At 43.4% G+C, this 25,973-nt stretch carries 23 protein-coding genes and 1 tRNA gene; 3 read left to right on the forward strand and 21 right to left on the reverse strand.

From position 1 onward, the window contains the following. Positions 1–2 precede the first annotated feature (2 nt). The 11 genes from E7X57_RS09285 to E7X57_RS09345 form a co-directional block, all read right to left on the reverse strand. Positions 3–1,025, reverse strand: coding sequence for a methyltransferase (locus E7X57_RS09285; protein WP_135612699.1), 1,023 nt, complete (start codon positions 1,023–1,025; stop codon positions 3–5). After that, a complete protein-coding gene (locus tag E7X57_RS09290; RefSeq protein ID WP_167880963.1) occupies positions 1,026–1,433 on the reverse strand; it encodes a pyridoxamine 5'-phosphate oxidase family protein in 408 nt (135 codons plus the stop codon). It abuts the gene before it with no gap. Between the two features lie 64 nt (positions 1,434–1,497). Next, positions 1,498–2,343: a class I SAM-dependent methyltransferase gene (locus tag E7X57_RS09295; RefSeq protein ID WP_135612701.1), complete on the reverse strand. Its 846-nt coding sequence runs from the start codon at positions 2,341–2,343 to the stop codon at positions 1,498–1,500. A 140-nt stretch (positions 2,344–2,483) separates the two neighbouring features. Then, positions 2,484–3,716 (reverse strand): ABC transporter substrate-binding protein, encoded by a 1,233-nt coding sequence (locus E7X57_RS09300; RefSeq protein ID WP_135612702.1) that lies wholly within the window; start codon positions 3,714–3,716, stop codon positions 2,484–2,486. A gap of 46 nt (positions 3,717–3,762) precedes the next feature. Then, on the reverse strand, positions 3,763–4,608 hold the full coding sequence (locus E7X57_RS09305; protein ID WP_135612703.1) for a class I SAM-dependent methyltransferase: 846 nt from the start codon (positions 4,606–4,608) through the stop codon (positions 3,763–3,765). Positions 4,609–4,621: 13 nt separating this feature from the next. Further along, positions 4,622–5,446 carry an ABC transporter ATP-binding protein gene (locus E7X57_RS09310; RefSeq protein WP_135612704.1) on the reverse strand — a complete coding sequence of 275 codons (825 nt, stop codon included), beginning with the start codon at positions 5,444–5,446 and terminating at the stop codon, positions 4,622–4,624. A 5-nt stretch (positions 5,447–5,451) separates the two neighbouring features. After that, positions 5,452–6,534 carry an iron ABC transporter permease gene (locus E7X57_RS09315; protein WP_135612705.1) on the reverse strand — a complete coding sequence of 361 codons (1,083 nt, stop codon included), beginning with the start codon at positions 6,532–6,534 and terminating at the stop codon, positions 5,452–5,454. A 38-nt stretch (positions 6,535–6,572) separates the two neighbouring features. Beyond that, positions 6,573–8,645 (reverse strand): S-layer protein domain-containing protein, encoded by a 2,073-nt coding sequence (locus tag E7X57_RS09320; protein WP_135612706.1) that lies wholly within the window; start codon positions 8,643–8,645, stop codon positions 6,573–6,575. A 900-nt stretch (positions 8,646–9,545) separates the two neighbouring features. After that, entirely contained in the window at positions 9,546–11,417 is a 1,872-nt protein-coding gene (locus tag E7X57_RS12975; protein ID WP_371413191.1) for a CBS domain-containing protein, read from the reverse strand. A gap of 116 nt (positions 11,418–11,533) precedes the next feature. Then, positions 11,534–12,328 (reverse strand): HPP family protein, encoded by a 795-nt coding sequence (locus E7X57_RS09340; RefSeq protein WP_135612707.1) that lies wholly within the window; start codon positions 12,326–12,328, stop codon positions 11,534–11,536. A gap of 63 nt (positions 12,329–12,391) precedes the next feature. Further along, on the reverse strand, positions 12,392–12,985 hold the full coding sequence (locus E7X57_RS09345; protein WP_244603664.1) for a cyclic nucleotide-binding/CBS domain-containing protein: 594 nt from the start codon (positions 12,983–12,985) through the stop codon (positions 12,392–12,394). Between the two features lie 301 nt (positions 12,986–13,286). On the opposite strand from E7X57_RS09345, the gene E7X57_RS12675 reads away from it, so the two are divergent. Further along, positions 13,287–13,739, forward strand: coding sequence for a hypothetical protein (locus tag E7X57_RS12675; RefSeq protein WP_210409057.1), 453 nt, complete (start codon positions 13,287–13,289; stop codon positions 13,737–13,739). A gap of 171 nt (positions 13,740–13,910) precedes the next feature. Here the strand turns inward: E7X57_RS12675 and E7X57_RS09360 are convergent. From E7X57_RS09360 to E7X57_RS09380, 5 genes are all read right to left on the reverse strand, one after another. Beyond that, positions 13,911–13,982: transfer RNA gene (locus tag E7X57_RS09360), tRNA-Thr, on the reverse strand. 53 nt (positions 13,983–14,035) lie between these two features. Then, the gene (locus E7X57_RS09365) at positions 14,036–15,031 is read right to left on the reverse strand and encodes a class I SAM-dependent methyltransferase family protein (protein ID WP_135612710.1); all 996 of its coding nucleotides are present in this window, start codon (positions 15,029–15,031) and stop codon (positions 14,036–14,038) included. Positions 15,032–15,067: 36 nt separating this feature from the next. After that, the gene (locus E7X57_RS09370; RefSeq protein WP_210409058.1) at positions 15,068–15,679 is read right to left on the reverse strand and encodes a LysE family transporter; all 612 of its coding nucleotides are present in this window, start codon (positions 15,677–15,679) and stop codon (positions 15,068–15,070) included. 172 nt (positions 15,680–15,851) lie between these two features. Beyond that, positions 15,852–16,865, reverse strand: a complete 1,014-nt coding sequence (locus tag E7X57_RS09375; RefSeq protein ID WP_048194848.1) for a transcription initiation factor IIB — start codon at positions 16,863–16,865, stop codon at positions 15,852–15,854. A gap of 90 nt (positions 16,866–16,955) precedes the next feature. Next, positions 16,956–17,216 carry an H/ACA ribonucleoprotein complex subunit GAR1 gene (locus E7X57_RS09380; RefSeq protein ID WP_135612712.1) on the reverse strand — a complete coding sequence of 87 codons (261 nt, stop codon included), beginning with the start codon at positions 17,214–17,216 and terminating at the stop codon, positions 16,956–16,958. A gap of 567 nt (positions 17,217–17,783) precedes the next feature. Between E7X57_RS09380 and ppdK the strand changes: the two genes are divergently transcribed. Next, positions 17,784–20,438: a pyruvate, phosphate dikinase gene (gene ppdK / locus E7X57_RS09385; protein ID WP_210409059.1), complete on the forward strand. Its 2,655-nt coding sequence runs from the start codon at positions 17,784–17,786 to the stop codon at positions 20,436–20,438. A 168-nt stretch (positions 20,439–20,606) separates the two neighbouring features. On the opposite strand, the gene E7X57_RS09390 is transcribed toward ppdK, so the two are convergent. From E7X57_RS09390 to E7X57_RS09405, 4 genes are all read right to left on the reverse strand, one after another. After that, positions 20,607–21,509 carry a carbohydrate kinase family protein gene (locus E7X57_RS09390; RefSeq protein WP_135612714.1) on the reverse strand — a complete coding sequence of 301 codons (903 nt, stop codon included), beginning with the start codon at positions 21,507–21,509 and terminating at the stop codon, positions 20,607–20,609. Between the two features lie 12 nt (positions 21,510–21,521). Continuing rightward, a complete protein-coding gene (locus E7X57_RS09395) occupies positions 21,522–21,863 on the reverse strand; it encodes a DUF555 domain-containing protein (protein WP_048194852.1) in 342 nt (113 codons plus the stop codon). 71 nt (positions 21,864–21,934) lie between these two features. Then, positions 21,935–22,216 (reverse strand): DUF357 domain-containing protein, encoded by a 282-nt coding sequence (locus E7X57_RS09400; protein ID WP_135612715.1) that lies wholly within the window; start codon positions 22,214–22,216, stop codon positions 21,935–21,937. Between the two features lie 49 nt (positions 22,217–22,265). Then, positions 22,266–23,960 (reverse strand): ATP-binding protein, encoded by a 1,695-nt coding sequence (locus tag E7X57_RS09405; protein ID WP_135612716.1) that lies wholly within the window; start codon positions 23,958–23,960, stop codon positions 22,266–22,268. 314 nt (positions 23,961–24,274) lie between these two features. Between E7X57_RS09405 and E7X57_RS09410 the strand changes: the two genes are divergently transcribed. Beyond that, positions 24,275–24,892 carry a hypothetical protein gene (locus E7X57_RS09410; protein ID WP_135612717.1) on the forward strand — a complete coding sequence of 206 codons (618 nt, stop codon included), beginning with the start codon at positions 24,275–24,277 and terminating at the stop codon, positions 24,890–24,892. A 209-nt stretch (positions 24,893–25,101) separates the two neighbouring features. Here the strand turns inward: E7X57_RS09410 and dph5 are convergent, their stop codons facing one another. Then, positions 25,102–25,905, reverse strand: a complete 804-nt coding sequence (gene dph5, locus E7X57_RS09415; RefSeq protein WP_135612718.1) for a diphthine synthase — start codon at positions 25,903–25,905, stop codon at positions 25,102–25,104. Positions 25,906–25,973: the final 68 nt, after the last annotated feature.

Raw genomic sequence — 25,973 nt, forward strand, 5'->3', positions numbered from 1 at the left:
TATTATACCTCCTTATCTCCTATAATGAGCATAGATGGGCTTGTTTGAGAGGATATGTCCAGAACACGGACATTTGAAAATTGTGCGTTCTCTAATAGTTCGACACATTCGTTTTCAGTGTAAATATGGTGCATATCCCCTCGCAAGGATAGATTAAGATCAAAGAGGACGGATGTGGGAGGAGCAGTTCGTTCATCATTTAAGATCCAGTGCTTGAACACGATCGAACCTTTATTGTTCAGCGCGTTGTATACTTTCTTCAAAACACCTGCAAGCACATCCGACTTTCGATAGAAGACATCAGATGAGAAGACGATGTCATACCCGCTTCCAATCTCATCTTCAAAGAAGTTTCCTCCAATGATTCCGACCTTGTCGTTCATATCATACCTTTCGATGAACTCTTTTGTAACCCCTGTCACATGTGGCAGATCAAATACTGTGGCTTCAAGTTCCGGGTTCATCTCAGCAAATGCTATTGCATAGAGCCCATGCTCGCCGCCGAGATCAAGAAGCGTTCTTGCTTTCTCGAATTCAGGAAGGGTCGACACTTCTTTCATGGTTTGATGAAGGCTTCCCTTCATTGAACCTTCAGCCATTGCCAGAATAAAGCTGGAATCGAAGACATCTTCAAACCTTCCTTTATTCGCTTCCGGCACGTCCCCTTTCAGGATAGAGTTCAACATCGACCGTTTGTCAGAGTTCCTTCCGGAAAATCTGAGTAGATTACCTTGATAAAACGGACTATCCTTCACAAGAAAAGTCGAGGCAAGCTTTGTGTTCATATATTTATCATTCTCTTTTGAGAGGAACTGTAATGCTACCAGAGTATTCAGGAACTTCCCAGTCAGGGATGCATCAGTACAGATCTCTGAGGATATTTGTTCTGCGGTCTTTGACTCTTCGAGCATATCGAAGAGATCAAAATCAAGGGCTATCAGTAAGATGTGGAACGCTTCACAGCCTTTTACAATCCTATCCAGCGGTTCTGAACTGATTTCTGGAATGGTATCCAATACTTTCATTTACTTTTCCCCTTTTTTGTGGCGAACGGTTGAGTATATCTCCTCCACCTCCACCAGAACCGCGGATTTCACTTTCATGTCTGAATGGCGCGAATGTCTTTTTCGCAGCTCTTCCACTATTTCTTCTGCCTTTTCAAAGATCTCACCGCTTGTGAAAATCTGTGCTTGCCCTTTGAGTTGGTATGCACTTGGTGATTCCTTTCCCAGCGCCTCGACAGCAATCGCTACATGGGGATTCTCAAGCAGGTTCTTTTTTGTCTTGTCAAATAGAACATCTACAATCAGTAACTCGCTGTCACTTATCGTACGTATGGCACCTATTGGAACTACATTCGGTCTACCATCATTGGATGTAGTTGCCAGATGAACCACATTCTCGTTTATCATTTCCTGTATTTCTTCACTCATTTTCATGCTCATCATTCTCCTTCAAACGTCACAAAATTATTAGCAGGGTTTCTACAGATCTAAATCACGGTTTATTTTTTTCCCACCACATTTTCACACGGTTAGTCGAACCTCGCATAATCAGGGAATCATTGTCTTTTTCAAGGACTTCTTCCAGGTAATCCCTGAGAACTGATTCCTGACGGTCTGTAGTAATCTTGTAGTGCGACCTGGAATATTCAACAGCCTCGTCCACAGAGTGAAAACGGTTGACATGCTCAAGCGGGAAGACCTCTGCATGGGGATAGATGCCCATCTGGTAGAGCACATTGTAAAGCACATCGCATTTTGGCCCTGGATGATAATCACTATCATGGAGGGATGGCCAGAGTGTCCTGTAATGGATGTCCCATGAGGGTTCCCCGGCAAACCAGTATAAGTAGACATATCTCGAGGAGGCATCTATCATCTTCTGGATCGATTCCCTGATATCGGGCATACCAAGAGAAAACGAAGCTATGACCACATCGTAAGGGGCTTCAAGATCCACTTCAACATTCACATCCTCCCACCGCTTCTGTACACAGGTGATATTGTCGGTTTCATACTCCGATATATTGTCCTGCAGCACATTCATCATGCCTTCTGAGGGCTCAACAGCAGTAACGTGGACCACTCTTTCTGCAAGTGGAACTGCCAGAGTCCCAGGTCCAGCACCAACATCGAGCACCTTTGAGTCTGGAGAAATAGAAATGCCACTTATGGTCTTTTCAATCCGTTCTCCACCATTCGCCAAGGACATCTCCCAGAAGCGCTTTGCATTCTTCTTTTCCTCCCATATCGAGGCGCAATCTACAACACAGTGCGACTCTACTTGTTTTAGCGTCTGGTTTTTCCAGATTTCATTCCAATCAATTGTATTTTCATTCATAGTTAGTCCTCATATCGTTCCGACGCCTTACTACGTGCACATGCAGAGATAAAACTCGTCAGTGAAAACGTCTCATGATTCGTATATTTAAAAAAATGTTAAAATCCATATCAATTGAAATTTGATATGGATTCGAGAATTTAATTGCAGGTAGGGCATTCCTCGAGAGTCCAGTCCATCCACTGGGCTGAGCGCAACTCCTTTGCGGTGTCGAGGTCCACACCATAGACATTCTGATAGAAGTCCAGCAGCCACTCCGCGAGGTTAATGTCCTCAAAACGCTCTGGATACGTTCCCTTTGCGATCACCATTATATCGATCGGGTATTCAAGCCGTTTTGCACAGTTGCATGGTGACCATGGTAATGCTACAACCCGTCTGTTCTTCACGGCATCCAGTTCCTGCAGATTCTGGTAGTAAGGTGCCTCATAAAGTTCAAGTGGTGGGTGGTATCCAAATGCAGTGCAGAGCACGATCACATCAGGGTTCAATGCTAATATATGCTCGCCGCTCACTATCTTGAAGTTCCCAGCCTCCTGAAAACCATTCCTCGCATGAACGATATCCTGGATAAAGAACGACTCAATCGTATCAAGACCAAAGACCTGACCTGCACCACCAGCACTCCGTGCTTTAGGCGATGCTCCAAAAATCAGCACATCAGGTTTATCTTCATCAGGAATATCTTTTGTCCGTTCATTTATAAGGTTGACCTGACTTTCAAGGTATTCTACGAGTTTGGTAGCTTCGGCCTCTTTGTCAAATACCTGGCCAATGATGCGAATTTCATCCGAGATGTTGGACACATCCGGTTCATCATAGCAACTTGATCCGTATAAAACGATCAGCGGTATTCCAAGAGATTCGATCGTTTCGATACTTTTTTGTGTGCCTTCATCATCAATGAACCGCAGTGAACAGCTACCCAGGCGGACGATAACCACATCAGGCTCAAGGCTTGCAAGTGTTTCGTAGTTCACCGCAGAACCGGACTTTGCAAAACAAGGGAGATCCATGATCCCGGGGTTCAGGTAGGTGACCGGATTCATTCCATCCTCATAGTTAAATGTCTCCCCACCGACGGTCTCGTAGCTGTAGTTAAAGTTTCGCTGCAAACAGCTGGATCCTATGCCCACAAGAGTATCCTGGACACCGATTGTAGTCATAACCCCTTCAATCATTCCATCGCTTATCGTGGCTACCTTTTCAATATTTGTTGGTATCTGCACAGCAACTCCGCGACTATCGACAACTGTTCGATACTGTTCGTGGGATACCGTGGCATCATCAGTCGCATTTCCCATACATCCTGCACTCAGCAGGATGCTCAACAGTACAGTAACAAGAACACAATACTGTAATTTAGATTTCATTTTTATATCCTCTTTTTTGATATAATCTATAAATAAATTTGAGTGATCACTCACCTGTCTGTTTTTCCCACCACATCTTCACAGAAGTATATGATCCATTCATGATCAGGGAATCATTATCCTTTTCAAGAACAGCTTCAAGGTAATCCCTAAGAACTGATTCCTGATGGTCTGTAGTGATATTGTAGAAGGATCTGAAATGTTCAACAGCCTCTTCAATAGACTGAAAACGGTTGAAATGATTAAGCGGGAAGACCTGCATATGGGGGTAGATGCCCATCTGGTAGAGCACATTGTAGATCACATCGCAGTTTGGCCCTGGATGATAATCACTCTCATGAAGGGCAGGCCAGAGTGCCTTATAATGGGTTCCCCAGGAAGGTTCCCCGGCAAACCAGAATAAGTAGACATATCTCGAAGAGGCGTCTGTCATCTTCTTGATCGATTCCCTGATATCAGGCATACCTAAGGAGTAAGAGGCTATGACCACATCATAGGGGCCTTCAAGATCCTCTTCAACATTCACATCCTCCCACCGCTTCTGAACACAGGTGATATTGTCGGCCTCATACTCTGCGATGTTGTCCTGCAGCACATTCACCATGCCCTCGGAGGGTTCTACTGCAGTTACATGAGTTACCAGAGAGGACATCGGAATCGTAAGCGTTCCCGGCCCGGCACCGATATCCAGTATTCGGGAATCCGGTGTGAGCGCAAGTCCCTCGATGGTCTTCTGGTTTTGTTCTTTGTTATTCTGCACCGTCTTCCAATATTGCGTTGCCCGTTCCTTATTATCCCATACTCGGGCACACTCAACGGCACACTTCGATTCAATGTTCTTTAGCATCTGGTTTTTCCAGACTTCATTCCAATCAATCGTATTTTCATCCATGTAATTCATCCGTTTATTCTACATCTCTCTGAAGCGCCGGCATCTGTCTTGACGTCCCGTCTTTCTCTTTAACTGCCACATCACGAGGCAATACCATATTAGTCCCATCCAGACTCCTGACTGTGCACATACCCCGGTAGATTTCATCGAGGACTGGCTCTGTGATCACATGGTAGGGAGGACCCTGACCCATGATCCCATTTTCATTCATAACCACCACGTCGTCGCAGAACCACGAAACATGATTCGGGTCGTGACTGCACGCCAGGATGGTAATTCCCTGATTAGCCACCTTGCGCAGTAGCTTCCAGATTTTTAACTGGTTGCTAAAATCAAGAGCAGAGGTAGGTTCGTCCAGGAATATCAGTTTTGTCTCCTGGGCTATTGCCCGTGCTATCAACACCATCTGGCGCTGTCCGCCTGACAACTGGTTGTAAGGTTGTTCTGCAAGATGGGAGATATCCAGCAGTTCAAGTGCGTCCAGTGCTTTTTCTTTATCCGCACGTTTGACGCCAAAAAAACCTCCAAGATGTGGTGTTCTCCCCATCAATACAACTTCCTTTACCAGATATGGAAATGGAGGCTTATGCTCCTGGGGAACATACGCAACTACTTTGGCCATATCCTCGATCCTGCACTCATTCATGTCCATACCATCCATGATCACGGAACCCTTATGGAACTTTAAAAATTTCATGCAGCATTTGAAAAGTGTGGTCTTTCCGCATCCGTTTGGACCAAATAACCCGCAGAGCTGTCCTTCTTCAACATCAAAAGAGATGTCTTTAAGAATCTGAGTCGATCCATAGTTAAAATGAATATCTTTTACCTGTAGCATGAGAATCACCCAAGTAACGATCGTCCTTTGTTTCTCAAAAGATAGCAAAGATATGGTGCACCCACAATTGATGTAATAATCCCGACTGGAATCTCGGAAGTCGTGAGCGTCCGTGCCAGTGTATCACAGACGATAAGATAGATCCCGCCAAGCATTGCCGCAGAAGGTATCACAAATCTGTGATCGGGTCCAAGGATCATTCGCGTTGCGTGGGGCATCATAAGACCAACCCATGCGATAATCCCAACAGTTGAAACCGCAACCGCTGTGACAAGTGTTGCAAGTGCGACCACGATCATCTTGGATTTCTCCGGGTTAATACCCAGTGCCCGGGCTTCTTCATCCCCCATTGAGAGAATATTCAGTTTCCAGCCATACATCCATAGTACCAAAAAAGAAAGACCCACAATTGGTGCGGTAATGACAACGTCATTCCAGGTGGCATAGTAGAACCCGCCCATCAACCAGAACACGATCTCACGTAATGAGGAATCATTAGCCGTATATTTTAAGAGGGAGACCAGTGCTGAAAAAATAGAACCAATGATGACACCTCCAAGTATGAGAGTGATGATCGGGGTCTGACCTCGCGTTCTTGCCAGCGTATAGGCAGCCATGACGGCAAGTGAGGCAAAAACAAAGGCCGATATCTGGATAGAGTGAAGAATATGGGGATAAACAATCCCCAGTGCTGCCCCGAACGCTGCCCCGGAGGAAACACCGAGAATATAGGGCTCGACCAGTGGATTCCTAAAACATCCCTGGAAGACCGCACCAGATGTTGCAAGGGCAGCACCTACTATAATAGCTAACAGGACTCTTGGCAACCGTATGTTCCATATTATGGTATTATGTAGTTTATTGATACTGGATGCATCCTGAAAGGGACTGAGGTTAGCGATGATAGTTGCATATACATCTACAAAAGAGATATTATATGCACCAAGTACCATGGCGATGGCTGCTGCAAGGCCCAGCACCGCAAAAAGAATGCAAAGGATTAAGAACTTTCTCATATCCGAGAAACCCTTTACATCCTGATTTGTTATCCTTTCCAGGATATTAGTGAGTTTTAATGTTTCAAACATTGTCAATTTCCTTTATCTGCATCTACTATACACATTAGTTACCTTCTTTTGGAAAAGAAAAAGACCGCAAGAAGTCCTGAGATTGTAGAAAGGAATGTAAATCCTGGCAAATCCTTACCTGGCATTCCTGTTTCATCATCAACTTTTAGTGCAAATTCCTCACTTTCTTCGACACCAGATTCAGAAAATTCTTCAGAGGTTTCATCCTCTAAAATAGTTGATCCACTTTCTGTATCAGTGGTTTCAGTTTTATCGGGAATCTCTTCAGCTCCTTCTTGAGAAGCTGTTTTATCTTCAATGGTCAACTTCTTTGCAGGATAGAAAAGATAGCCACCATCTGTACCTTTACCTGCTTTTGATACCTTGAAGTACCAGTCGTCAGTTAAGTCGATGGTATCACTCATTTCAAGAGTTATTTTCTGATCGTTAGACAATGTGATTTTATCTTCGGCAACTTCGGTACACTCCAAAGCTCCAAACTCATCATCCACTTCAATGCTTGTAATATCGTCCTTATCAATAAGCCATGTATACTTGAGAATTATAAAACAGTCAGATGTACCTTTGAAAGCCTCATCCACATAAGTTACAAAGTAAACGGCGTCTTCCTTGCCCGCAAAATCATCTTTTGCGACAAATGTTCTTTCATCATCTTCCCCATTTGTACTCAGGATCTTAGATTCCAGTTCAACTTCATCCTTGTATAGAGCTAACCACACCTTTCCTCCGTCAAGATCCAGCTGTTTGACCGTAAGGTTGTATCCTTTTCCAAGCTCCCAGAATTCTCCGACCTTTAATGTCTTTTCTGCACTTCCTTTCTGTTCAAAGACCAGTTTGGTGATCTTCTGAGCATCACCGTCAACTGCCACGTATTTTTGGCCAAACCAAGGCATCATGTAATATTTATTGACTGTTGTAGCATCAGTCTTGGTACTTGCCATGTATTTTTTGACGTAGGGATGTGTAGTGTAGGTAAGTTCCCCCTTGTCCATAACATTGTTAGTAGGAGCTGCACCGATCGCAGGATTTTCTGAATCACTATTTTCATAGCTGAGAGTTTCGGCAGCACATCCAGCTTCATTCATTGAATAGTAAAAGGAGGACCAATTTGTTGCATTCCAGGAAATTTCAGATAAGTTCCCCGTATCAAGTGGTGATCCGCGAATTTCGTATGTTCCGGGATTGATCAACTTCTTTGCAGGATAGAAAAGATAGCCGCCATCCGTACCTTTACCTGCTGTTGATACCTTGAAGTACCAGTCGTCAGTTAAGTCGATGGTATCACTCATTTCAAGAGTTATTTTCTGATCGTTAGATAATGTAATTTTGTCTTCGGCAACTTCAGTACACTTCAAAGCTCCAAACTCATCGTTTGCTTCAATGCTTGTAATATCGTCCTTATCAATAAGCCATGTATACTTGAGAATTATAAAACAGTCAGATGTACCTTTGAAAGCCTCATCCACATAAGTTACAAAGTAAACGGCGTCTTCCTTGCCCGCAAAATCATCTTTTGCGACAAATGTTCTTTCATCATCTTCCCCATTTGTACTCAGGATCTTAGATTCCAGTTCAACTTCATCTTTGTATAGAGCTAACCACACCTTTCCTCCGTCAAGATCCAGCTGTTTGACCGTAAGGTTGTACCCTTTTCCAAGATTCCAGGACTCTCCGACCTTTAATGTCTTTTTTGCACTTCCTCCCTGTTCAAGGACCAGTTTGGTGATCTTCTGAGCATCACCGTCAACTGCCACGTATTTTTGGCCAAACCAAGGCATCATGTAATATTTATTGACCGTTGTAACACCAGTCTTGATACTTGCCATGTATTTTTTGATGTAGGGATGTGTACTGTAGGTAAGTTCTCCCTTATCCATAACGTTGTTAGTAGGAGATGCACCGATCGCAGGATTTTCTGAATCAGTATTTTCATAACTCAGAGTTTCGGCAACACATCCGGCCTCATTCATTGAGTAGTAAAAGGCGGGCCAGTTCGTTGCATTCCAGGAGATTTCAGATGCATCTCCTGTATCAAGTGGTGATCCGCGAATCTCAACTGATGATGCAGAGCAGACGCCTGCAGCAAGAATAAGTGATATAAATATCAGCAATGTAAGATTTACCTTTTTAGCTAGTTTAGTCTTAATAGATCAGTCCTCCTTTTTTAATAATTATGTCACCATTAATGCCCATTTGTAATAATTATTATAGAAATAATTAGTTTTCGTGTTACTTATTTATTAAAACTTAATACTAAATAGGTATCATATATAATTTTGTATTAACGCTGTGACGCTAGAAATTTGTAGAAGGAGTATCAGGCAGCAAATGAAAATAAATTAAAACAGAAAAAATGTTATGAAATTATTTACAGAAAAGTATGAATTTGCTCCGCATTTCCAATAGGCAAAATCGATTTGTAAAACGAAACACAGTAGATAATCTACACAAATCGTCAAATTAACTTTTCACTCAAAAAGCAAATAAAAATAGCTTGAAAATAGGTATGGAGAGCCGTCGGGGGAATTTTATATTCTGATTGGAAGAAGATGGGGTTCTCTAAGGGTACGTTGCACTACATGAACCAAAATGGCAAGAGTAATAAACCGTTTACTCCCAATACTCATGTGAGGGAGAGGTTGGAAAATTGGGATTGTGAGGTTTCTGTTAATTGGTGATTAAAAAATAAAATTTAAGCAAATAACTGAAGTTCAAAATATTGATACACAACCTTGACAGATATGTCAAGATTGTGTGTTATTTGGCTGAAGAGATCTCTAGACAAAAGCCTTGATATTTACAATTTAATCAAATCAGATTTCATTATAGCTCCAGATCGTCTCTTTCAATTATCCTATTGAACCATGAGCAAAATCTACATTATCTTTTTAGAGTCTTATCAGTCCTAATAAATTCATTCTTTACCAATCGATTTTTGGAGTAGCTCATTGAACCTACAACTTGATTCCTTTTCTGTTGGTATTGATTTTTGATAACTTCTTTTTCTATCCTCACCTTGCTGCTCTCATCACATCGGTTCTGCTGATTATGCCCACTATATCATCATCCTCTTCAACTGGCAGGGCCGTGAGGTCTTCCTCGATCATTATCTTTGCAGCGTTCACCACCGTCTCATCCGCCTTAATGGTAATCAGGGGGCTTGACATTATATCCTCAGCAACAAGAGCTACCTCCTTTACATATCTGTAGACCTTTTCTCCCGCAGGCGTGGGTCGACGTGCCATTTTTATGCTCTTTACAGGAAGCTTTCCTTCGTTGTCTTGCATCATGCTCATTGCCAGGTTACTTGCGGATATCATTCCAACGGCCTCGCTCATATCATTGATCACAACAACACGATTGATCTCGTTCTCATTCATCTCGTCTATGACATGGTTGATAGTGTGATGCCTGTGTACAACGACCACGTCCTCGGTCATGAATTCAGAAACCTTGGTTTCAAGACCATCCTCGGAAATGTTTCTGACAATGTCGGTCATTGTAACTATTCCCACAACATTTTTGCTCACAACAGGAAGGCAGGTGATCTCGTTCTCAAGCATCAGGCTGATGGCTTGTGATACCATTGCCTCCGGGTAGATGGTTATGGGTGACTCCCTCATGACCATGCTTACAGGAATCTTATCGATGGGTCTTCTTCTCCATACAGGCTCTGCCTGAGCCAGTTTCTCTCCGATATCAGCTTTGTTGACGATTCCGACCATCCTTTCGTTGTCCATGACAACGATGGTGCTTATCTTATGCCTGAGCATCAATTTCCTTGCATGCGATATGGGCTCTTCTGGAGATATTATATGGACCGGTGAGCTCATGATATCTGCCACCTTTATATTTTCCCTCCTTGCATTTGCCTTGGTGATTTTCTTCGACTTTGCCATGAGGAAATCTCTCTCCGTGATTATCCCGCAAAGGGTACCCTCATCGATTACTGGCAGCGAACCTACATCTTTCTCCATCATGAGGGATGCTGCCTTGCCAAGGTCCATATCTGATGTGGCCCACACAACATCCTTTGATATCAATGAGCCGATGGGTTCATCAAACGCCTCATGTATGTCACCGGTAACAATCTTGTCGAATGCCTCCCCGTTTCCAAGATAGTGCATAATATCAGAGGCTGTGACAAGACCCACAAGTATCTCATCCCTGACAAGGGGCAGTCTTCTCAGCCCTTCCTTGATCATTATCTTTGCAGCTTCACCTATCTTCGTGTCCGGGGAAACTGTCTTCACCTTCTTGGTCATATACTGCCCGATGGTCTTGTTAGCAGGAACATCTGAAACAAGTGAGACGAAATCCTTCTCTGTACAGATGGCAACCACTTTTTTTTCACCGTCCACGATGGGTATTCCTCCGACCTTTCTCTCAAGCATCATCTCCAGTGCTTCAGATATCTTTGCATTGTTCTTAATGAAGGCAACGTCATTCTGCATGATCTCATGTACGCTTTCATTGATGGCGACTAGGAGATTACCTTTGTGTTTATTCTCCACCAGAAGGTTCCTGTCCCCTCCTCCCAGAAAGTCGATGACATCCACAGATGTGACAATTCCCTCCAGCCGATTTGTCCCTGCATCCGTTATGGGTACACGCCTGAACCCCTTGTTTGTCATTGTCTTGATCGCACCCATTATTGTGGTAGTGGGGGGAAGTGTCACGACTTCCTTTGTTGCAATTGCCATTATTTCCCCTTCATGCTCCGAAGCCCTTGCTTGGGAATTTACAGGTCCAAAGTCCATTGTCCCTGTCATGTCCATCATTTTAGGATCCTTTCTCTGAATGGTCTTATCCTGTGCATTTAGCTTTTCCTGAGCCTTTACTTTTTCATCTGCAAGCTTTGTTGCTTTGTATTGTATGTTCAATTGAACCACCAAACTCCCCAAATATCGATATTATTCTACCCCTTAATTCCCACTTTCCAGTATGATTTCTCTGCGAAAAATCGTTAACATCATCTTGACATAAGCTTTGAGAGATATCATTCAGAGGTCTTACCGACAAGACATGCCTTGAGAAGGTCATGCCTTCCGACTATTCCCACAATCTTTGAATCATTTATAATTATCAGCCTGCCTATGTCGTAATGTAGTACCATCTCTATTGCCTTTGATATCGAGGTTTCGGGCAATGTTGCATATATAGGGGTTGACATGAGCTTTTCCACCTTTGTGGAGTCATTGGGCTTTGTCCCGTGTGCATCACTGGAGCCGATCCTGGCGAACCCGGCTTTGATTATGTCCATTCTTGTGATCATTCCCATGGGTTTGTTCTTCTCGGATACCACAGGGATGCCTGTAAAGTCCTGGTCCAGCATGTTCTGCCAGACCTTTGAGATGCTGTCATTCGGATTGCAGGTCTTGACCTTTGTTTCCATGATCTCCTTGACCATCTTCGGAGATATCCTGGTAATTTTGAACTTTTTAAGCAGATCTACATCGCTCAGCATACCTACAAGCTTTCTGTCACTGGTTGAGGCGACCACTGGGACCCTGTGCATCCCGACCTCTACAAGCAGTCTCGCGGCCTTTATGGCATCCATGTCAGGAGTGATCAAAGGGCATTCCCTTGCATACCCTGCCACCGTCACATGGGATTTGTTGGCCGTTATATTAAGCACGTCCTGATCCGTAAGAATACCCACTAGCCTTTCAGAACCATCGATTACAGGAAGACTGCGCAGAAAATGGTCACGCACCATCTGCCGTGCGTGGGTCACGAAATCATCTTCCTTTACGAATACCCCATCTTTAGACATTATTTGACCTACTGTCATCTATTTACCTCCCCTTCCAAATATTAAACTAGATCATTATGTGAAAAAATAAATTTAATCGTATTACTCTTCTTCATCTCTGCAGCTCTCGCACAATATTCTCCCATTTACCATTGCAAGATCAGCGACATAGTAACCACATCTCTGACATATTCCTCCCTCATATTCTTCTTCCGCTGTAACATTTTGTTTGCGGTTCATTTCTATGAGATCTGCCAGTATTGTATTCAATCCGGGTGCTATCGTAAGTAGATCCCTGTCTGTGATGATACCCACAATCTTCCCATTCTGCATTACAGCAAGCCTGCGGATATTGGCCTTAGACATTGTTTTAGAAGCATCTATGACATTCGTGGATGGTTTTATCATTATCAAGGGGGAAGACATGAGCATGGAAGCAGAGACATTTTCAGTTTTCTTGTTCTTTGCTACTATCTTTTTTATCATGTCTCTCTCAGTTATGATTCCCACTGCCTCATCGTTCTTTGTTACGATTATGCTGCCCACATTGTGCTTTATCATCTCCTTTCCGACTTTTAGAGCACTTTCCTCGATATCTGTGGTAATCACTTTTTCTGTCATTACTTCCTTGACCGAGATATATGTCTCAATCTCTTTGATAGATTCGTTTGTCCCCTGATCATTTGTAGTATCCATAACCATAGTTACCACTATTCATATTTTTTAGCAATGAAATGTTAATCCCACTGTACTACTAATTTCCCACTATTCAGAAAGTTTGTTTTTAATTATATATATGTGCTTGTGTGCAATTTTACTCCTGAATGTAGTCAGCGAGATAATTGTGAATTATACTCGAGATGAGTCAATCACAATGAAATTATTTCAACATTGACCTATATCTATATAAGTCGTTTACTTTGAATGCTCGTGTGAGGGAGAGATTAGGGATGTGGGAAACAAAGCTTTTAATTTGACATAACTAACACTTAATGATATGAATTACAAACACACTCAAACAGGATATTTTATAATATTTGCCTCACTTGTAGTTGTTTTACTTTTTGGATTTATTTTATCAACAACAGATTTTGAACCAATCGTTTTTGCCATTATGTTGTTCATTGTTCTAATTTTAATTTCTTTTACAACACTTAAAGTCATGATTGATGAAAACTACCTAAGAATAAAATATGGATATGGAATATTTTGGAAGAGGTTTCCGCTTAATGAGATCGTTTCAGCAAGAACTGTAAAGAATCATTGGTATTATGGTTGGGGGATAAGATTATGGCTATGGCCTAAAATGGTGATTTTCAATGTTTCTGGTTTTGATGCAGTTGAGATTAAAATGAAAAACGGTAAAATATACAGGATAGGTACCGATGAACCCAAACAACTGGAACTTGCAATCTTACAAGCAATTGAATTAAAAATAGCGGAATTCTGAACTCAAGCTTCCACGAAATAGACGTATCTTCTGTCGCACCTTGCATTATATGAAGCAAAATGCTAGGAGTGACAAAACTTTTAATCTCAATGCTCATGTGAGGGAAAGATTTGAACTCAGAGTGCACTATGACAAAAATAGAAAGAAGGGGCTTTTAACCCCGTACTTCATAGCCGTCGGGGGGACTTGAACCCCCGGCCTGCTGATTACGAATCAGCCGCTATACCACTAAGCCACGACGGCACATTGAACTTACACCTAATAAGGATTTAAGAATTTAATCGTTTCGCCCAGATTCAGCTTATTCGGACCTCGATACAGACATTATACTGATGTGGTGCATACGAACGCACTGTCCGGCATTCAACCACTTCAACACTCCGACCCACCTTTTTTGCTGCTGCTTCTATCAGACCTATGGAACTGTCAAACAGATCATCTTCGTGGGTCATTCCATAGTAATGGATAATGCCTTGTGGAGCCATCACAAAAATTGCAGCATCCAGAAATGCATCGGCACTGTGGGGGAGATTCATGATAACATGGTCTGCAATGCCCTTGAAATTTCGAGCTATTTCATTCGCATCGCCTTCGATGACCTCGATGTTCCCGATGGAATTGAGCTCCACGTTCTCTTTCAGGAAATGGATCGCATCGGGGTTCTTGTCCATGGCAATGACCTTTTTGCATTTTTTGGCAATAGGGATACTGTATGGGCCGACCCCTGCGAACATGTCAAGGACAACATCATTTTCACTTATTTGTGAAACTATTCGCTGTCTCTCAGTGGAAAGACGAGGTGTGAAATATGCACGTGCAAGATCTACCTTATACTTGCAACCGTGATCCTTGTGAATGGTCTCCGTCCTCTCATCCCCTGCAAGTACTTTGAACCTGCGGGTTCGGAACTCTCCTTCCACAGCTGACACTGCGCCAAGCACGGTCTTCACATTCCTGTGCAACTTCAGGAGTGCATCTGCGATCCTTTCTGCTTCCGGCTCATCAGCCTCTATAAGTGCAATATCGCCTACGATCTCGTAACCCGGGGTGAAGCCGAGGATATCCTCAAGTGTAAAGATCTTTTCATGGGATTCGAACTCACGTTCGGCCTGTTTTGCCTCTCCTGGAAGCTCATCGAATTCTTCCGGAGTCAGTTCCCTCTCAAGAGGAAGATATAACTCTCCATCTTCACTGAATATCTTCAGGGACTTGTCAAGTATATCAAGCTCCATAAGGAACTTTCTGGCAGGTTCACCTTTCTTTTTAGGGATCGCAATACAGGGCTGCTTCAAAAGTAATCTCTCCTGGGAAATATCGGCCTGTTCGAATTATCCGATTGCGAACCATCCACCGAACAATATCAGGAATAGTCCGCATGATACAAGAATATGCCTGTAGGTCTTCGGGGAGAACATGCCCCTGCCACGGCTGAAAGATAGCGATACAGCAGTGAACCATCCAAGGTCTGCAAGCCAGTGCCCGACTATGAAGAACACCACTGCAACCATTCCAAGCTTCATGCTCTCAAGCACAAGGGCACTGCCGGCTGCCAGCCACCATAGCCAGAAATATGGATTGGAAGCAGAGGTCACAATACCTGCTATTAGTGAGTTTGATGCCACTTTATCCTGTCCGTGAAGTTCTTCGGCTGAAACTTTTGCACCCCTAATGGTCATGATCCCGAAAATGATCAGGACAATGCCACCGGCTACTGAGATGAACGACATCTCCCGTTCACCCACGAGCGTGTTCATGCCTAAAAGTATCAGCACAAGCACCACGGATTCGATGATAGCATGACCCAGGAACACTTCAGGTCCTGCTGTCCAGCCTTTCTTCATAGTGCCATCAATGGTCACAAATAGCATGGGACCAGGAACAAGAGCACCGGTCAGCCCTACTATAAAACCAATGAAAAGCATCTCGAACAGTTCTAACATAGTCAGTAGAAAATTACGTTACTATATAATGTGATCGATTAGGTCCAATAGGTCGATCAGATAAACGAGATCGATAGATCAATTAATAAGTCAGTCAGAAAAAGAAGAAAATAAAAAATTTATGGAACGCAAAGACAAAATTCGTCTTTGCAGTTCTTGTTTTCCAATATGCTCAGAGAATGATCTCTATATCCAGTTCTTCTGCGAGCTCTTTGTACCTGTTACGGATAGTGACCTCGGTCACACCAGCAACATCAGCGACTTCACGCTGGGTTCTGCGCTCACCGCAGAGAATTGATGCAATATAGATCGCAGCTGCAGCCACACCGGTTGGTCCACGACCACTTGTGAGTTCCTTTTCAGATGCCTGACGAAGGATCTCGACACCTCTGGACTGTACTTCACCCTTGAGGTTCAGGCCTGAGCAGAACCTTGGGACATAATCTATTGGGGAAGTTGGCATCAGTTTAAGTGCAAGCTCACGGGAAATGAAACGGTATGTTCTTCCGATCTCTTTCCTGCTTACCCTTGAAACTTCTCCGATCTCATCCAGTGTACGTGGAACACTGCACTGGCGACAAGCTGCATATAGTGCTGCTGCTGCCACACCTTCAATACTCCTTCCACGGATGAGGTTCTTGTCAACTGCTTTCCTGTAGACCACCGCAGCAGTCTCACGTACAGTACGTGGAAGACCTAATGCGGATGCCATACGGTCAAGTTCGGATAAAGCGAATGCAAGGTTCCTTTCGGTAGCATTGCTTACGCGTATCCTACGCTGCCATTTTCTCAACCTGTATAACTGGGCACGGTTCTTGGAAGAAATTGACTTCCCGTAGGAATCACGGTTCCTCCAGTCGATCATAGTAGATAGACCTTTATCGTGTATGGTGTACGTCATTGGTGCACCCACACGAGAACGCTTCATACGCTGATCATGGTCAAAAGCACGCCACTCCGGACCTTCATCAACGAATTCAGCATCAACTACGAGACCACAATCTGCACATACCAGCTCGGCACGTTCATAGTCCTGTTCAAGATTTCGGCTTCCACATTCCGGACACTCGATAACCTTGTTCTCAACTTCAGCGGTCTTTTCTTTCTCTTTACGTGCTTTGATCATTGCACGTATCTTTTCTCTCTCTGAAGTATCAGAATATCTTACTCTTTCAACTTCCACCATATTATCATTGCCTCGATTTTCCCAAAATTGCTAACTGTCGATCCATTTAATAGAAATGTACAAATGTACTAATAAATATGACAAATGGACTTATTTGATGTACACTTTCTCATTGAGGTACTGCTTAAGTTCAGATCCCGAAATATCTCCAAAGACCTTAATAGTAATATAAGGAGAATTGACAGGACCGATAACACCATTCACTTTACCGATGCGTTTAACAGATTTGTCAACAACAAACGAATTGATACGAGGAAGATCCCTCAAAGATGTATCTGGTCGTATGTTGTCCCCTCTAACAAGCAAACCCTGATGTGCAACTACTTGCACTACCGTTCCAAGTCTTTTCATGTATCTCGTGCCATCAATATATAAGATAAATTGTTGATATATATACATACCATACGTAGTATATAAAGTTATCGCAATCTCTTTAATAATCCAGATAAAACCATTACAAAAAGATGATAATATCCGGACAATAACCATAGCAAAAAATGCTAACGACAGACATCATATACAAGAATATAATGAAATCGTGCGCATATCAGGCATGACAATGCCTCACACGGATATAAATTGTTTTCTAACAAGATTTAACAAAATAAAATGCCGCAAATTTTGAAACTACACATATTATAATTGACAAAGTCCAAAGAAAGTATATATAGATTATGGTTAAATCTTCATGAAATTTGCCCAGATATGGAACATTACAATCAATTAACAAAAAACAACGATAACACTTAATACCAATCACACAATAAACGGCAATGTCCTCTGGATATACCCGATGAGATTGTATCCGGAAGAACATGGATATTGAAGCTGATTTTAGTAAGATATCCTGATAATTTAATGCATAATTACGCTAGCCTAACCCATAATCAAAATATCTTCCCGTGGGAGGAAAACTTAGTGGCAGATAATAAATTTGTGTACCTTTTCGGAAACGACGAAACTGAAGGCAAAAATAGTATGAAAGACCTGCTTGGGGGCAAAGGAGCCAACCTCGCAGAAATGTCAAATCTGGGAATACCAGTTCCGGTTGGATTTACGATCACAACCGAGGTCTGTACTCTTTATCTTAAGGATGAACATTATCCTTCAGGTCTTGAAGAGCAGATCAATAATGCCATAAAGGAGCTGGAAAACACTACAGGGAAGATATTTGGAGATCTTAACAATCCATTACTTCTATCTGTGCGCTCAGGTGCTCGCGTATCCATGCCCGGTATGATGGACACGGTACTGAACCTGGGACTTAACGACAGCTCAGTAGTAGGCCTTGCCAAGAAAACCGGCAATGACAGGTTTGCCTACGATAGTTACAGAAGATTCCTCACAATGTTCGCAGACGTCGTGCTTGGTATCGAACACGAGAACTTCGAGTCTGCACTCACTGCTAAAAAGAAGGAAAAGGGTGTCAAACAGGACACCGACCTTGATGTGGATGATCTTAAAGAACTCGTAGAGAACTTCAAAGGCATCATCAAGGAAGAGACCGGAAAGGACTTCCCCCAGGAAGCAAGGGAACAGCTCCAGATGGCCATTGATGCAGTTTTCGGTTCATGGAACAACCAGCGTGCCATCACATACAGGCGCCTGAACGGCATCCCTGGCGAATGGGGAACTGCAGTGAATGTACAGAGCATGGTCTATGGAAACATGGGAGAAAGCTCCGGAACAGGAGTAGCATTTACAAGAGACCCTGCAACAGGTGAAAAGAGATTCTTCGGAGAATATCTCATCAACGCACAGGGCGAAGATGTCGTTGCAGGTATCAGGACACCTCAACCGATCAAAACCCTGAAGAACAACATGCCTGAGGTCTACGACCAGCTTGTGGACATCTACATGAAACTGGAGGATCACTTCAGGGACATGCAGGACATTGAGTTCACCATTGAGAAAGGCAAGCTTTTCATGCTGCAGACAAGGACCGGTAAGAGAACTGCAGCTGCAGCCATCAAGATCGCGACCGATATGGTAGAAGAAGGACTTATCGACAAGGAAACTGCCCTTATACGGGTCGAACCTGCACAAGTCGACAGGCTCCTGCATCCAAATATTGACCCTGACGCAACACCGGACGTAATTGCTAACGGCCTCCCTGCATCCCCGGGAGCTGCTGTGGGTGAAGTTGTTTTCACAGCAGAACATGCCGAAGAAAGAGCAAAGAAGGGCGAAAAGACCATCCTTGTACGTGCTGAGACATCCCCTGAGGACATCGGCGGCATGAATGCTGCAGAAGGTATCCTCACAGTACGCGGAGGAATGACCTCACATGCAGCAGTAGTTGCAAGAGGCATGGGTAAGCCATGTGTTGCAGGCTGCGGTGAAATTGTAATTGATATGAAAGAGAAGATCTTCCATGTTGGAGAACATTCCATCAACGAAGGTGACATGATCTCCATTGATGGTTCCACAGGGCACGTCATTCTTGGAAAGGTTGACCTTATCCTGCCAGGAGTTACCGGCGAACTTGAACAGATACTATCATGGGCCGATGAAGTTCGAACCCTGAAGGTAAGGACAAACGCAGATACCCCACACGATGCACAGGTCGCACGCGACTTTGGTGCAGAAGGCATTGGACTCTGCAGAACAGAGCACATGTTCTTCGGAGAGGACAGGATCCCTGCGGTACGTGAAATGATCATGGCAGAAGAGATCGATGCCAGAAAAGCAGCATTAAAGAAACTTCTCCCAATGCAGAGAGAGGACTTTATCGGAATATTCAGGGCAATGGAAGGATTCCCTGTGACCATCAGACTGCTTGATCCACCACTCCACGAGTTCCTGCCAAACCACGAGGAAGCAATTGAAAAGCTGGCAGAACTAAATGCCAATGATGCCACACAAACCGAAATTGACAGGGTGAAGAAGGTCATCGAGCGTATTGAATATCTCAAAGAGATGAACCCAATGCTCGGTCACAGAGGATGCCGCCTTGGGATCACATATCCCGAGATCTACGAGATGCAGGCACAGGCCATCATTGAAGCAGCATGTGAGCTCACAAAAGAAGGTATGACAATCGTACCAGAGATCATGATCCCGCTGATCAGCAACATCGAGGAACTTGAATTCGTCAAAAAGCATGTTATCGGAGCTGTAGAAGCAGCTATGGAAAAGGAAGGTATCAAACTTGACTACATGGTCGGAACAATGATAGAACTGCCAAGAGCAGCACTCACAGCCGATCAGATCGCAAAGGAAGCCGAGTTCTTCTCCTTTGGTACCAACGACCTGACCCAGACAACCTTCGGGTTCAGCAGGGATGATGCAGGCAAGTTCTTACCATTCTACTTAGAGAGTGGCATACTCGAGGACGATCCATTTGCAGTGCTTGACCAGGAAGGTGTGGGACAGCTTGTTAAGATCGGTATCGAGAAAGGACGTGCTACAAGACCGGACATCAAGATCGGAATCTGTGGAGAACATGGCGGAGAGCCAAAATCAGTGAAGTTCGGACACAACGTCGGACTGGACTATGTCAGCTGTTCACCATTCCGTGTGCCAATCGCAAGACTTGCAGCAGCACACGCTGTGATCGAGAACAAGCAGTAAACGCAATAACACAATATCGTGTGGAAACACACGGTATTGGAACTCTTTTTTTGAAATATATATACTAATTCGCGTAGTTGTTACTAATGAAAATTAGCTACCGCTGATCAACTTAGAAAATACTAACTACCTTAGCTATCCGAAGTTAAATAAAAAAGAGAAGAACATTCACCCATCAAGTGATGGAAATGCTCCGAAGTGACCTTCATATCTGGCCACCATATCATCCCACGTGGGAAGGTCTGTCTGGCAACCAACTGATCCCACAGCAAATGATGCGACCGTAGCTCCGGCCTTGCCACAAACATCCAGCGGATATCCACGAGTATATGCCACAAGGAAACCTGCACGATATGCATCCCCTGCCCCGGTTGGGTCCACTGCTTTTACAGAGACCACAGGGATCTCATATTCTTCACCGGATGTAAATATCCTGCTGCCTTCTGCATCGTAAGTAACGACTACAATGCCAATCTGTTCCTTAATATCCTCAAAAGTGCTTTCGGTCATCTCGCAGACACGCTTGATCTCATGCTTGTTCGTGAAAAGAACGTCAGTGTTCTCAAGAATAGCTTCAAGATTCTCTCTTGAATATGTGATAAGGTCTTGTCCGGGATCAAAAGACACGAATTTTGCTTTTTGTGCTATCTTAGCATTAAAGTTTGGCTCAGATGTTGCAAGATGAACAAAATCAACCTCAGGGGGTTCCAGTTCCTTCATCTTTGCAGATGCTCCCCAATAGAAGTAAGTGGACTGATTGTGGAAAGGATCTGTGAAAACATAAGCAGCAGTTCCTTTTTCTCCCTTAAATCTGAAAAGAAGGGAAAGATCAACTCCAAGACCTTCAAGGTGCTCTTCATACCCGGAAGTAACAAAATCATCACCAACAGCAGAGATCAGCTGAGAGTTTCCTCCAAGAATGGAGATCGCTGCAACGATATTTGCAGCCCCGCCTCCGAAGAATCTCTGGTAATCGACTATCGGATATGATTCGTTCTGTGTTGCAATGCCTTCCACATCAAAGAGAAGATCTATCGCAGCATGTCCTACTACAGATATCACATCAGACATCCAGACACCTTTTTATTCAAAATCTTCAACATCCACTACATGGAGTGGTACATCACGTAATGCCTTGCCTATTACGGATTTTGCAATCCTTGATGCGTGCTCTGCACTCTCTGCATCAAAAACCTTCATTTCAAGGACAAGACCTACAATTGCAGTATTAGCTGCAATGAAAACGCTGCCAAAAGGCTCATTGCAGGCAGGACAGAAAGTAGTTCCGACATCGACCTCTACAAAATCGAGTTGTGGGTTCAGTCTTTTTCCAGCTTCTGCAATAGCAACTCCAATAGCATCGTCTGCAGTATTTACGTCTCTTACCAACCAGGCAGCTTCAAGTGTAACATGATAATTTGTCATCGTTTCATTCTCTCCAGATATCTTATCTTAAACCTTCATTGTCTTCTTTAATCTAATTTATTGAATGATGATCATATAGTGAACAGCACATCGTCGTCAACATCAAAAACACCCAGACGTGCACCTGCATCCAGCCAGGCATGACCATAGCTGAAACAAATAAGTGCATTTACCGGATCCTCGGACCTGATGAAATGCATCCCGTCCTCATAGTAGGAATGTGCCATATTCTTATAGTCCTCAGCCACCTTACGCATGTGTGATCGCTCAATTGGACTTATGTCCGCCTTTCCAAGTGCTTCTCTCAACAGACGTTCGTATCTTTCAACTTTTTCGTTCAGATCTGCTGCCACAATTACACCATCTACATATAGTATATTTATAAACCCATCCGTTGAAAAGTCACTTTTCTGAACCGAAGATCTTCTTGAAAAGTCCTCCACCCTCAGCCTTAGGCTGCCTGTCAGGTTGCCTGCGTGGCTGCCTTTTCGGTGGCGGACTACCTGCTTCAGCAGAGCCTTCCACCTGTACAGGTGCAGAACTTGCCGTTGGCTGGCTGACAGGTTTAGAAGTGCGCTTTACAGGAGCAGGGGATGATGCCTGGGCACTTTTAAGTACATTAACCGATTCCCCCCCATGCTTTGATTTCCTTACCCTGACATCTATAAGTACAGGCCTCTCGATATCGTTGCTTACAAGCATAGCAACACCCGGAGGCAGGCGCATAAGTTCATCCTCCACAAAAGAGTTCACACCTTCAAGTCCCTTACTGATAGATTTAAGGTCGTTGGGGTTGGTCACTTTCATGATAATCTGAGTCCCGCACTGGGAAAGCACATTCTTGTCGATCCTTGCAGGGCGCTGAGATATTACCAGCATACCAAGTCCGAACTTACGTCCCTCTGATGCAATGGTACGCAGGACCTCAGAACTTGCAGTCTTACTGAAACCACGCTCAGGAGCAAAGTTATGTGCTTCTTCCACAACAAGCATACCCGGCGGGATGGCGTTCATTTTACGTGCTTCGAAAAGCGCACTGCAAAGTTGCGCTACGATCATGCTCTGGAGATCCGGGGCCACACCTTTGAAATCAATAACTGCTGCCTTGCCCTTCTGCATAAGCTCTTCCAGGGATGTTGGTGATGATGAGAGGAGATCTGAATCACGGATGTCCTCAAGGAGACTCATAACATTCCAGCGGGCTTTGCTCTCGTTATTGCTTACTTCGAATATTATGTCATCAAGAGTATAGGTTTCCATTTCTGCACGGAGCTTCTGTATCGATTCATACAGGATACCAATATGAGTGCTGTTGAAATTCTCAGGGAAGATAGAAGTAAGGTCCTTTGCGGTCAGATTGTTGCCGTTCAACCGGAACAACTCATCGGCATTCGGATTTACTGCCTTGTTCGCAGGAGTATATATTGTTACATTGGAACCGTAACCTTTTGGAGATACACCGAACTTTTTAAAATCACCGGATGAGGATGCAGGTTCTTTCATAGAAGCATACTCGCTATGTGGATCAAGGATCAAAAGAGGAACCTTGCGATCAAGCAATTCCTCCAGTAACACTGCCGCCGTATATGACTTGCCACTTCCGGTCTTCGCAAGGATACTGCAATGCTTCTGCACAAGGCTGTTCACGCTCAGATGCACCGGAATATCAGTACCATCCAGCAGGCCGATGTACATCTCATTACCAGACAGACCAAGTACAGAACTTATCAGGTCATTGTCTGCCTTAAAAACATCATCTCCCGGACTGAAAGGGGTCTTGGGAGCCCTTAAGAGCCCGGAAGGATCACGACTTCCTATAACAGTAGCTTCTGCAACTATACGGTCGGAACTCTTCCGGTCCTTACCACCCTTCTTTAATTCCTCAAATGCTTTTTTAGCTTCATCAAAGGAATTTTTCATACTAACTTTATCACTGAACCTTTTGATCGAAAGCACCTGGCAAAGCACCCATCCATCGCCCTCATGCCAGGCCTTTACATATTCCCCTCGATGTACAGCCGTGCTGTCAGAAATCAAGAACTTAAAATCAAACGATCCGGTCTCACCTGAAATTATACCTACTGAGCCGCGCATCATATCCTCTCACCAAAAAAAGGAACTACAGACTTATATCTATTGTGCTTTATACCGTTGCTATTTCACGATAAGAAAGTAAAGAGTCAGACAGGCACATATTCCAGGCTTGCCAATAAAGTCCTTTACTTTAGAGTCAAACACATGATTTTGTAGTCAAATGCTATACTTTGTGGTCAAATTCGATGATTAGTTCAGTTTAAGAACGAAGATTTTCTATAAGACATTTGTGATAAGTTTTGTATTTGAATTATTTTTTATAGAAGTAATACATATGATACATCAAATCGGTATAGTTGGATTTGGAGAAAGAACGAATGAATGGAACAGATGGATTACCAGCGTTATATATTGCTAGAATTAAGGATTTACCATGGGAGGTATCTCTTTTCTTTATAGGCTGGATTTGGCTAGGATGGTCAGTATTCGGAATGACTTTAGCCAACATGTACTTGTATGAACCAATTTTAGATATTTATCACCTAATCGTAGGTGTTGTCTACCTTCTTCCAATGTTCGCGATTGGGTTTAAAGTATTTAAGAGCAGGAATGTTGCTGGTCTGCCTTTGATTATCTGTTCATGTGTAATTGGAGTTTTGGCAATTATTTCGCACTCAAAGCTTAATTTGGGAATTGAGAATGAATTTGATTTTTTACAAGGAATTGCAGTTGTGTTGCTTACATTACAGCTAGTAGCAATGCCTGTAAGTTTCTACATTTATGCCCGTTCTATCGGATGCGACAATACTAGGAATCTGAAGATGATTTTGGTTTTTTCCGCAATAAATGGCTTAGTGCTTGTTTACAATGGTTTAAGCAGTTCCCATGGTGTTAATAGTGAACTCATTAGCGTTCTGATGTTATCTTTTTTGTTTGTGATAGGACCTATATTGGGAGGATTGTACATCAGGGAGGTTATGTCAAAGAGTGGTTAAGTTATGGTAATCTGAATGAGGATGTGTGTTCTTTGTTGAAAATTGATCAGTAATTATTTTATTTTTCAGAAAATCGAAGGCTTTAGAAGTTTCTGATTTTTCGAGTTTATGGTCAAACATAGTACTTTGTGGTCAAATGATGAGTTTGTAGTCAAGAAGACTTTATGGGCAAGCCCCATTTTCACTATCACTTTTTATATTATCACTTATCAGTCCACATCTTCAAGTATCCCTTCCGGTGCACCTGCAAGCTTCACAAGGGCTTCAGCTTCAACAAAGTGCAGTGATGCAGGAATTATCAGTATGTGTAAAGGTTCACCAAAATCAAAGCTTTTCAGGGACTGGGCATAGTCTGCCTTCACCACAGGTGATGGCGAGCCTGCACAGGCTATACCGACAGAGATGCGATCGGTCATTACACCTTCACCGCGTTTATCCTCAACCTCAAGCAGGATATCGAGAGCTTCATTTACTGTCATGTAGCCTTTATCTTTATCAATATCCAGGAACACCGCCGTATGAAGGCCGTTATCCATGTTCATCTTTATAGTATCATAAGGTGTTTCAGATACCACCCTGCTACCACGGCTGGTAACATAAGGATGAGGGACAGTTGCCGCTTTTCCAAACCGATAGTTCTGGAGACCTGAGAGTCCGCATATTGCAGATGCTATGGATGCACCATGAACGAGGAAAGTCTCAATACCCATATCAAGTGCACGAAGGCGTAGGTCCACATGGGTTGTGGATACCATTGTGTCACCGCCGGTCAGAAACACAACATTCATATCTTTTGCATCGGCGATCCATTCCTCCGCATGCTGTTCTACATCTTCCCTTGAAAGGACTGTGATTTTTTTCTGGTAGAGCTCTTCCATCTTTTCGAGGTCAGTACCCATAAGAATGGAAGTATAGAATTCTACATAGACCTTATCCGCATTATGGATCTTCTCAAGTCCTTTTATTGAGATGTCTTTTTCATCAAAAAGTCCAAGTCCTACAAAGTCGAGCATAAATACGCTTAAAACCAGCTTGTATGTTAAAGTTTTTGAGTATCTAATGATAAATCCAGTATAATCGT

Origin of the sequence: Methanococcoides sp. AM1, assembly GCF_900774055.1 — an archaeon.
Taxonomy (GTDB): Archaea; Halobacteriota; Methanosarcinia; order Methanosarcinales; family Methanosarcinaceae; genus Methanococcoides.

Bases quoted from the DNA above. Each gene is read 5' to 3' on its own strand.
- E7X57_RS09285 (WP_135612699.1), bottom strand. From the start codon at position 1,025: ATGAAAGTATTGGATACCATTCCAGAAATCAGTTCAGAACCGCTGGAT.
- E7X57_RS09290 (WP_167880963.1), bottom strand. From the start codon at position 1,433: ATGAGTGAAGAAATACAGGAAATGATAAACGAGAATGTGGTTCATCTG.
- E7X57_RS09295 (WP_135612701.1), bottom strand. From the start codon at position 2,343: ATGAATGAAAATACAATTGATTGGAATGAAATCTGGAAAAACCAGACG.
- E7X57_RS09300 (WP_135612702.1), bottom strand. From the start codon at position 3,716: ATGAAATCTAAATTACAGTATTGTGTTCTTGTTACTGTACTGTTGAGC.
- E7X57_RS09305 (WP_135612703.1), bottom strand. From the start codon at position 4,608: ATGGATGAAAATACGATTGATTGGAATGAAGTCTGGAAAAACCAGATG.
- E7X57_RS09310 (WP_135612704.1), bottom strand. From the start codon at position 5,446: ATGCTACAGGTAAAAGATATTCATTTTAACTATGGATCGACTCAGATT.
- E7X57_RS09315 (WP_135612705.1), bottom strand. From the start codon at position 6,534: ATGTTTGAAACATTAAAACTCACTAATATCCTGGAAAGGATAACAAAT.
- E7X57_RS09340 (WP_135612707.1), bottom strand. From the start codon at position 12,328: ATGACAGTAGGTCAAATAATGTCTAAAGATGGGGTATTCGTAAAGGAA.
- E7X57_RS09345 (WP_244603664.1), bottom strand. From the start codon at position 12,985: ATGGATACTACAAATGATCAGGGGACAAACGAATCTATCAAAGAGATT.
- E7X57_RS12675 (WP_210409057.1), top strand. From the start codon at position 13,287: ATGAATTACAAACACACTCAAACAGGATATTTTATAATATTTGCCTCA.
- E7X57_RS09370 (WP_210409058.1), bottom strand. From the start codon at position 15,679: ATGTTAGAACTGTTCGAGATGCTTTTCATTGGTTTTATAGTAGGGCTG.
- E7X57_RS09375 (WP_048194848.1), bottom strand. From the start codon at position 16,865: ATGGTGGAAGTTGAAAGAGTAAGATATTCTGATACTTCAGAGAGAGAA.
- E7X57_RS09380 (WP_135612712.1), bottom strand. From the start codon at position 17,216: ATGAAAAGACTTGGAACGGTAGTGCAAGTAGTTGCACATCAGGGTTTG.
- E7X57_RS09390 (WP_135612714.1), bottom strand. From the start codon at position 21,509: ATGTCTGATGTGATATCTGTAGTAGGACATGCTGCGATAGATCTTCTC.
- E7X57_RS09395 (WP_048194852.1), bottom strand. From the start codon at position 21,863: ATGACAAATTATCATGTTACACTTGAAGCTGCCTGGTTGGTAAGAGAC.
- E7X57_RS09405 (WP_135612716.1), bottom strand. From the start codon at position 23,960: ATGATGCGCGGCTCAGTAGGTATAATTTCAGGTGAGACCGGATCGTTT.
- E7X57_RS09410 (WP_135612717.1), top strand. From the start codon at position 24,275: ATGAATGGAACAGATGGATTACCAGCGTTATATATTGCTAGAATTAAG.
- dph5 (WP_135612718.1), bottom strand. From the start codon at position 25,905: ATGCTCGACTTTGTAGGACTTGGACTTTTTGATGAAAAAGACATCTCA.